Source organism: Mesorhizobium sp. M1050, assembly GCF_040318715.1.
Lineage (GTDB): Bacteria > Pseudomonadota > Alphaproteobacteria > Rhizobiales > Rhizobiaceae > Mesorhizobium.
Genome location: NZ_JAMYMV010000137.1, coordinates 1 through 7,001 on the forward strand (window position 1 = coordinate 1; position 7,001 = coordinate 7,001).

Below are 7,001 nucleotides of genomic sequence, written 5' to 3' on the forward strand. Positions count from 1 at the left end.
TCGACGGCCTCACTCCAAGCGAGTATCTCAAAATCTGCCGAGACCGGATGACCCAGCCGTCTCATATGTACTGAGCGCGGACAGGTCTTTGACATATGCATGTCATTCTCCCAAAACTGGCGCCACTTTTGGGCGACATACACCATAACCTGAGAGCACTGATGACGCTGGACGACTATAACGACTTCTGCGCTTCATTGCCGTCGACGACCCATGTCGTCCAGTGGGGCGGTGCCCATGTCTGGAAGGTCGGAGCCAAGGTCTTTGCGATCGGCGGCTGGGGCCAGGGCGGCCAACTCTTCGTGACCTTCAAATGCTCCGATATCGCCTATGATGTGCTCAAGGAGCAGCCGGGTCTGCGGCCCGCGCCCTATCTTGCGTCGCGCGGCATGACATGGATCCAGCGTCAGACAAGCCACAGCATGGATGATAGTGCGCTGAAGGACTATCTGCGCGAGAGCCATCGTCTTGTCGCCCTGAAGCTGACCAAGCAGGCGCGCAAGGAATTGGGTCTTGCCGCAAGCTAGATAATATTCGCCGATGCGCCGGAAACCGCCATCTTCATGCCCGGTTCATATTGGAACCATATGGTGATTGACTGGTTTGCTGGCGAAGGGGTTCGCCTTACAGGGACACTGCCGGGCGGCGGCAATTACGGACCGGAGAGCTTCGCCACCATGCTGCGCACGATCTTCACCCTCTCGGCACTTGCCGGCGGGTTCTTGTCTGCCAATGCCGTCGCTGCCCCGACGCAGGACAGCGCACCACCGATTGTCCGGGCCATCAACGACGGTGCCATCCTGCTCGCACAGGACGGCAATCTGGACATCTACTACGACGCCAGGGGCAACCGCGTCATCGTCGACGCCGAAACCGGCAAGGTCATCGCCATTCAGCCGCCGAAGTCGCGACTCGATCGCCGCGCGCTGCGTCGCGAGACACGGTTGCGCGAACTGGGCCGCGTCCCCGATGACAATGATCGCTACTATCTCGACAATCCGGAAGATATGGCGCGGTTCCGCCGCAAGCAACTGGAAGAGGAAGGCCGAGTCATCCCGCCGCCGGCCGACGAATACGATCCTAACGGTGACAATTCCGTGGAAGTCTATCCGCCGGCACCGCAGGACGATGGCAGCTACGACAACAATTTTCCCGATGCACCCCAGCCGGCAGAGCCGCAAATCATAACGCGTCAGCCGCTGGACGAGGCCTCGATAGACCCTGGTCAGCCTGCGGCACCGACCGAACAGACCATGCCCGAGGATCAGGCGGCACTGCCGCCGAAGATCGGCGGCAAGACCATCGAGCCGTCGCTTTCGCTGGGAGCGCGCGAGGACGTCGCAGCGCTGCAGGTGCTGCTCGACCGGGGTGGCGCTTCGCCTGGCGTCATCGACGGGCGATTCGGTTCGAATGTCGACAAGGCACTCGCGGCCTACAACCAGATCACCGGAAGCAATCTGCGATCGACCGATGCTGTCGGCATCCAGTCAGCACTGGCGCAATCCGGCGGCGACGCTTTCGCCAACTACACGATCACGCCGGAGGATGCGGCCGGCCCGTATGTCGCCTCGATCCCGGAAGACTACAGCCAAAAGGCGCAGCTCGACCGCATGGGCTATACGTCTGTGACCGAAGCTCTGGCGGAGCGCTTCCACATGGACGAGAATTATCTCAAGGCGCTCAACCCGGACGTCAACTTCAATCGCCCCGGCACGATCATCAAAGTCGCCAATTTCGGCAGGCTTGTCTCGACGCCGGTGGCCCGCATCGTCGCCGACAAGGACAAGAAAGAGGTTTTCGCCTATGATGCCGGCGGCAAGCTGGTGGCAGCCTATCCCGCCACCATTGGCTCGTCGGATACGCCGTCACCGTCCGGCACGCATGCGGTATCGCGTGTCGCGCTCGATCCGAACTACACCTACAACCCCAGCATCAATTTCAAGCAGGGTCAAAACAACAAGATCCTGACCATTCCGCCAGGCCCGAACGGTCCCGTCGGCTCGGTTTGGATCGCGCTGGACAAGCCGACCTACGGCATTCATGGCACACCCGACCCCTCGAAGATCGGCAAGACTGAAAGCCATGGCTGCGTGCGCCTGACCAACTGGGATGCGCGTGAGCTGGCCAAACTGGTTTCGCCGGGTGTGACGGTTGAGTTTGTCGGCGGGCCTTCAGCCGATGATTTTGCGCAGCAGTGAACTCCGAAGTGCGGCGGCATAGATCAGCTGCACGACCAGGATGAAGCCGATGCCGAGCAAGGCATTGACGAATGACAATGCGGCGCCGATCGCCCACAGGATTTGCGCCTTGACGATGCGCAGATAGACCGTGCGTTTCGTTTCCGCGTCGACACCCTCTGCCAGGAACCCGTTCTTCTCCGCATAGCGCCAGCTCGCGAACAGGGTGACGCCGAGCATCAGCAGATTGAGCCAGTAGACCAGCACGGCGATTCTGAACTCGAGGAAGTCAGCCAGAAGGTCGGTCGAGAACGGCAACAAGGCGATGAAGGCGAGAAAGCAGAGGTTCAACGTCGCAAGCCGTCGGTCGGATCTGGCGATCAGGCCATGCTGTGCCTGCTGGCCGAACCAGAAGATGGTCAGCGTCAGGAAACTCAAGGCGTAGGTCAGGAAGCGTGGCGCCAGTGCTACCATCGCGGCAAGCAGTTCGCCTTCTGAATGGATCGCCTCGTGCGCCGGCACCCTGATTTCGAGGACAATCAAGGTGAGTGCGATGGCGAACACCCCGTCGGTGATGCCGACGATACGGCCACGTCCCTCCGCCGATGCTTCAAGTGGCCGCTTCATCGATTTCTCCCCGTTGCAATTTGCAGGAAACCTAACATGGCTGCCGCCGTTTGCGTCAGAGCAGGCGCAATCCCGGCAATGTGGCTGGTTTCAACGACAGCAAGCCGCTGGCCGGTTGTTGCCATTACACCCGAAGTCTAAGCAAGGTTCCATGCATTCACCAAGTGCCGCCGCCGCCGTCCCCCTGACCAGTCCGGTCACGAATGGAACCTTCTGCCCGCAAGCGCAGCGGCGATTTGTGCTGATCGCGGCAATCCTGGCCTCGGCGCTCGGCTTCATCGACGGTTCGATCCTTGCCATCGCCATGCCGGCGATCCGCGTCAACCTCGGCGCCAGCCTGGCGCAAGCGCAGTGGATTTCTAATGCCTATGCGTTGACGCTGTCGGCGCTGATCCTTGCCGGGGGTGCCGCCGGTGACCGATTCGGGCTGCGCCGCGCCTTCGTGGCGGGCATTGCGCTGTTCATTGCCGCTTCGCTTGCCTGTGCGCTGGCGCCGAATGCAATTGTGCTGATCGCATTTCGCGCCGTGCAGGGCATTGGTGCGGCGATCATGGTGCCGGGCAGCCTCGCCATCATTGCCAAGGCCTACCCGAAAAAGGAACGCGGCCGCGCCATCGGCGTCTGGGCAGCGGCCTCGGCACTGACCACGGCACTTGGCCCGGTTTTCGGCGGCTTCGTGCTGTCGGCTTTCGGCGACGGCATCTGGCGGGCGATCTTCGCCATCAACCTGCCGCTCGGCTTGATCTCGATCTATCTTCTGCTGGCCAAGGTTCCAGCCGATATGCCGACGGAGAAGCGCAGCCTGGACCTCGCCGGCGCCGCGCTCGCGACATTGGCGTTCGGCGCGCTCGCCTATGGGCTGACCTCGATGAGCGCCAGCGACGAGAGCCACATGTCGGGGCCGAGCATTGCCGCCGGCGCCGGACTGCTTGTCGTTTTCATCTTTTTCGAACTTCGACAGCGCGAGCCGATGATCGATCTGTCGCTGTTTCGCGTCGGCGCCTTCGCCGGCGCCAATATGGCGACGTTTTTCCTCTATTTCGCGCTGTCGGCCAATCTTTTCTATCTGCCGATGTTGCTGATCGCCGGCTGGGGCCTGAGTACGGCCGAGGTCGGCTTCATTTTCTTGCCGCTGTCGGCATTGATCGCAATCCTGTCGGGACCGGTCGGCCAGCTGTCGGACCGGATCGGCCCGCGGTTTCCGATCGCCTGCGGCAGCCTCGTCGTGGCTTTCGCCTTCGCCGGACTTGCCTTGCTCGCCCATGCCGGCATCCACAATTTCTGGACGGGGACATTTCCGCTGATGGCGCTGATGGGGCTCGGCATGGCGCTGGTCGTATCGCCATTGTCGACAGCGACCATGACGGCGGTTGAAGACAAGGATACGGGTGCGGCCTCCGGCATCAACAATGCCGTCTCGCGCATCGGCGGTCTGATCGCGGTGGCGGCGATGGGCTCGCTTGCCGCTTGGGTCTACGCGCACGCGCTGGATGGCAATGCAACGCCCGGCGTGCCTGGCTTTGGCGAGCCGGCGACGGTTGGCCTTGCGCCCGCCGTCGATGCGGCAAGGCTCGCCGCGAGCGACGCCGCGTTTGCCGCCGTCTCTGCGGTGACGGCGCTGCTTTGCCTGCTTTCGGCCGTCATCGCCTGGACGACCATTTCCGGGCAACCGCTGCCATGGCCGCGGGGTGAGGAAAATCCGCAAGGCTGAGAAATTCAGCAAGGTTGGACAGACGGATCAACCGTCGATCTTGGCACTCGCAACCTTCAGCGAATCACTGTCTTCCTGCTTCAGCAGATCGTCGATGCGTTCGCGCTCGCGCTTGAAGGCGACGAGGTCATCGCCCTTCAGCACCTTGCCTACCGGCAGCCGGACGCGCATCGAATCGACTTTGGTGCCGTTGACGATCAGCTCGTAGTGGAGGTGCGGACCGGTGGAGAGACCGGTCTGGCCGAGATAACCAATGATCTGGCCCTGGCGCACGCGCACGCCTGGTTCGATGCCTTTGGCAAAGGCGCTCTGGTGATTATATGACGTCTCGTAGCCGTTGGCATGGCGCAGGATGATCTGCTTGCCATAGCCGCCGGCCCAGCCCGCCTTCTCGACGACACCATTGCCAGCGGCGATGATCGGCGATCCGATGGGAGCGGCCCAATCGGTGCCGGTGTGCATGCGGACATAGCCGAGGATCGGATGTTTGCGGGCACCAAACCCGGAGGTAAATCTGCCGTTGGGCAGCGGGTTGCGCAGCAGGAACTGCTCGGCGCTCGAGCCGTTCTCGTCGAAATAGTCGGTGCTGCCGTCCTGCATCTGGAAACGGTAGAAGTTGCGCGTCTGGCCGCCGAACGTCGCCGAGACATAGAGAAGCTCGGAGCTGTCCGAGGTCTGGTCGTCGCCATCGGGCTGCGAAAACAGCACTTCGATGCGGTCGGCGGGGTTGAGCCGGGACTGGAAGTCAACGCCAGACGCCAGCAGCTTGATCAGCTGCTTGGTCATCGCCTTGGACATGCCGTAGGAATAGGCGGTGCGGTAGATGCCGTCATAAATGTTGGGCAAGTTGCCGCGCACCACCACCGGAGCCGACGAATCATCGAAGGCCGTCAGCAATTCGGGATTCGGATCGGGTTCCTGCGCCGGCACATACTGGCCGCGATCGTCGAGCGCGATGGTGACGATGTGCTGTGTCCTGTCGTAGACGCTGGTGCGCACGACCTTGGCGGCATCGCCGCGAACCTCAAGCCCGACACGCAGCACGGTTCCGGCCTTGAGCGCTGTCGCGTTCAACAGCTTGGCGATGGCTTCGGCCATGCCGGTGGCGTCTTCACCCGTGTAGCCCGAATCAGCAAAAGCCTCAGTGACGTCGAGATCCTTGGTGAAGGGGATGATCTCCTCGGCGAAAGCCGGCGCCTGGTCGTCGGCGGCGGCGCGCGGCGCAACCGAGACGTTTTCCGGCACGATCTTGACGTCGTAGGAGCCTGCCATGCTCTCGGCAAAGGCTTCGCCGAACCGCTGCGGGTCGACATAGTGAAGTGAAGCGACCTGCACGGCGCCGTCGCTGAGGTCGGTGCCGGCTTCGCGCACCACCTTTTCCACCTCGTCGGCGGACAGGTCGCTCTTTTCGTCGAAGGAAGCCGTCTCGATCGGGAAATCGACGGTCTTCAGGCTCATCTCGCTTTCGACCTTGGCGCCGTAGATCTGACCAGAGGCGGCCGAGGCTGTCGCGGGCTGAGCACTGTCGTCGCTGTCGTCGCCGAACACCTGCATCGGATCGAAGGGCGGGTAGGCGCGGCTGGTGGTGTGGCCCGCGCCAAGCGCCATCTTGATCTGCACGAAAGGCATGGTGTGGATGACGTCGCGGTCGCCGACCTTGGTCACCATCGACACTTCCATGCGGCGACGGTCCTTGGCCTTGGCGATCTGACGCGGCGCCACCAGCCTTGTCGTCTTGGCGACTTCGCCGGAATCGCCGTTACCGGCAAGATTGATCAACTCGGCGATCTCGGGCGGGGTGGCCAGTTGCTGGCGGCCGTCAAGGGCGGCGAACAGCGCGACGCCCATCAGTACGCTTGAGGTCACGCCGGTGAGAAAGGTTCCCGACAGCCAGCGTGCAGAAACCTCGCGCCGATCGGGCGGGCCGCTGCGGCCGTCCGCGATAAGCGGCGGCTCATTGCCGAGTTCGGCTATGACATCTTCCGTGTCTGGCATCCAGAAAGGCTGCTTCTTCCCCGGGCGGAACGGCTTGTCGCTTTTGTTGTGGCCGTGACATTTGCCTGTCATGGCAGGTGAAGTCAACGAAGCGCCAGGCTCCGACCGAATTCCCCCCAAGCACTTCTCTTATAGAGCGCTCTATCGGAAGGGGCGGTGTACCTTCCCTGCAAGGCTCGCCGCGCGCTCCTCTATGAGGCCCTCAAAAGAGGCACCGCTCCATCGCGCGGCGCCGCTTTCGTCGGGTTTGGTGTCGAACGGCAATGCGGCGGCAATAGGGCTCTTTCGTGGGTGTCCAACCCGTACGGTCCACGTTCCCTTGGGGCAGTCGGCTACCAACAGACCGGGCCCGAGATTTCTGTCGCAAAAAGTTCAAAAACTTTGAGATCGCTGTTGACAGTTCTCGTTGGTGGCGACTATATACGCCTCACGAACGAGGGCGGCTCGCCGCTGGCGACGAAGAAGTTTGCTTCTAAGCCTGCCCTTAGCGA

5 protein-coding genes are annotated in these 7,001 nt (G+C 62.3%); 3 read left to right on the forward strand and 2 right to left on the reverse strand.

The features are described 5' to 3' along the window. Nucleotides 1-161 precede the first annotated feature (161 nt). Together NKH57_RS33140 and NKH57_RS33145 are read left to right on the forward strand one after the other, a co-directional pair. Nucleotides 162-527, forward strand: coding sequence for an MmcQ/YjbR family DNA-binding protein (locus NKH57_RS33140; protein ID WP_352950535.1), 366 nt, complete (start codon nucleotides 162-164; stop codon nucleotides 525-527). A gap of 150 nt (nucleotides 528-677) precedes the next feature. After that, complete coding sequence (locus NKH57_RS33145; protein ID WP_352728019.1) at nucleotides 678-2,198, forward strand: L,D-transpeptidase family protein; 1,521 nt, start codon at nucleotides 678-680, stop codon at nucleotides 2,196-2,198. Here the strand turns inward: NKH57_RS33145 and NKH57_RS33150 are convergent. Next, on the reverse strand, nucleotides 2,172-2,804 hold the full coding sequence (locus NKH57_RS33150; RefSeq protein WP_352950537.1) for a TMEM175 family protein: 633 nt from the start codon (nucleotides 2,802-2,804) through the stop codon (nucleotides 2,172-2,174). The two genes, NKH57_RS33145 and NKH57_RS33150, sit on opposite strands and share 27 nt — an antisense overlap. Nucleotides 2,805-2,955: 151 nt before the next feature. Between NKH57_RS33150 and NKH57_RS33155 the strand changes: the two genes are divergently transcribed. Beyond that, nucleotides 2,956-4,515, forward strand: a complete 1,560-nt coding sequence (locus NKH57_RS33155) for an MFS transporter (protein WP_352950539.1) — start codon at nucleotides 2,956-2,958, stop codon at nucleotides 4,513-4,515. A gap of 27 nt (nucleotides 4,516-4,542) precedes the next feature. On the opposite strand, the gene NKH57_RS33160 is transcribed toward NKH57_RS33155, so the two are convergent. Next, the gene (locus NKH57_RS33160) at nucleotides 4,543-6,510 is read right to left on the reverse strand and encodes a M23 family metallopeptidase (protein WP_352604442.1); all 1,968 of its coding nucleotides are present in this window, start codon (nucleotides 6,508-6,510) and stop codon (nucleotides 4,543-4,545) included. Nucleotides 6,511-7,001: the final 491 nt, after the last annotated feature.